Origin of the sequence: Sporosarcina sp. NCCP-2331 (assembly GCF_023707945.1) — a bacterium.
In the GTDB taxonomy this organism is placed as follows: Bacteria; Bacillota; Bacilli; order Bacillales_A; family Planococcaceae; genus Sporosarcina; species Sporosarcina cascadiensis.
This window is the reverse complement of sequence record NZ_BRCD01000075.1, coordinates 1-1464: the sequence shown is the minus strand read 5'-3', so window position 1 is coordinate 1464 and position 1464 is coordinate 1. Positions and strand designations below refer to the sequence as shown.

The 1464-nt window shown below is 50.1% G+C and carries 1 protein-coding gene; it reads right to left on the bottom strand.

Annotation, left to right across the window (positions count from 1 at the left end; translation table 11 throughout):
• Positions 1-1455, bottom strand: a 1455-nt coding sequence (locus tag NCCP2331_RS18220; protein WP_251672118.1) for an IS5 family transposase, incomplete at its 3' end; no start/stop codon positions are given.
• Positions 1456-1464: the final 9 nt, after the last annotated feature.

Genomic DNA, 1464 nt, shown 5'->3' with positions numbered 1-1464 from the left:
AAGGAAAAATGACAAAAAAGTATCCCGAAGGATCTTTTCGATGTTCATGATGACCATCTGGAGGGCGATCGTCGTCTCGCTTGTAGTTTGAAGGCGTGCTCGAATAAGACCCAGTCCATACACGCGTTTGCCTTCGCCGAATTTTCCTTCGATGGCATTGCGCTCGCCGTGGTCCTGTTTCTCCAGCTTCTTTTGTTCCGTTCGGACATGCCGATCTTTGGTAGGTCTCCCAAGTTTGGGACCACTTAGCCGGATGTCGAGTTCTTTACAGAACTCCCTGTTTTCCCGGGTTCTGTAGATGGTGTCAGCAAGCACTGCTTCCGGATAGTGGCCGAACCGTTCCTTGTACGTGTGAATGGCGTCTTTCAACAAGGTGCCTTCGTTATACGCATCCCATTGTAAGGTTTCAAGATACGCAAACCCATCGACCAGACTAACAGAGAGTTTTGCACCGAATTCGACTGCCGCCTTCGCTTTTCCTCGGACAATCGGACGAATATAGGGCTGTGGAATGCTGACAATCCGGTCTCCGATGGAATGGGTGCCGCTCTCAAACAGAATGGTTTGCTGACGGAATAGCTCCTGAATGACCAGTAGGTCTTTGTATTGTTTTTTCGTCAGCTTGTCTAGCCCAACTTCATCAGCGAGAACTTCTACGTGTGTCAAATCCCGGCGCACGTAGGAAAGCTGTCCCTTCAGACATGCCTGTATCTTTTCGTAGCTAGGTTTTCGCTGCTTGGACAAGGCAAGGTATTCCTTCCGGGCTTTCCGACGGTAGGTGCGCGGCTTTCGGGTACCGTCGCTGCGCTCCGCATGTAACGAATCGATCATCTTTTCGAGCTTTTCCCTCGCCTGATTCAAGAGACCGATATCCGTTGGATAAGCAATATCGGAAGGGGCGCAGGTGGCATCGATCAGTAGTTTTCCTTGTTTGTAGACGGGTGATGAATCCCCAGGGACCAAGATGGTCGATGTAGCTGCACAATTCCCATTTCCGCCCATCGGCTCATCGTCATCCGAGTCATCAGAATCCTGTGGATTCTCCCGTTTCCGTTGCGACGATGTAATGGATTCGTTCAGTTGATTTACGAGATCCGTATTAAAACGCTTCCGGAAATGAGTTAGTGAGGAGGCGTGGAACGGAGGTATTTCCTGAAAAGCGGGTAGCCCAATGAAGTATTGCATGTAGGGATTTTCTGTGATCGCTTCCACGGTTTCTTCATCACTCAAGCCAAGACGTTCCTTGATGATCAGGGAACCAAGTGCAAGTTGCACGGTGTACGCTTTACTTCCCTGATTGGGATCACCGAGCGACTGGAGATACGTTCCCTCGAGGTCGGACCAAGGAATGACAGATGCCATGCGAACCCAACGGTTATCAGGGTTCAAGTGTCCTTCGAATGGCAAAAAGAATTCGTGTGGCAGGATCATCTGGTTAGCGTTGTGTTCGTACATGGCAAGTCC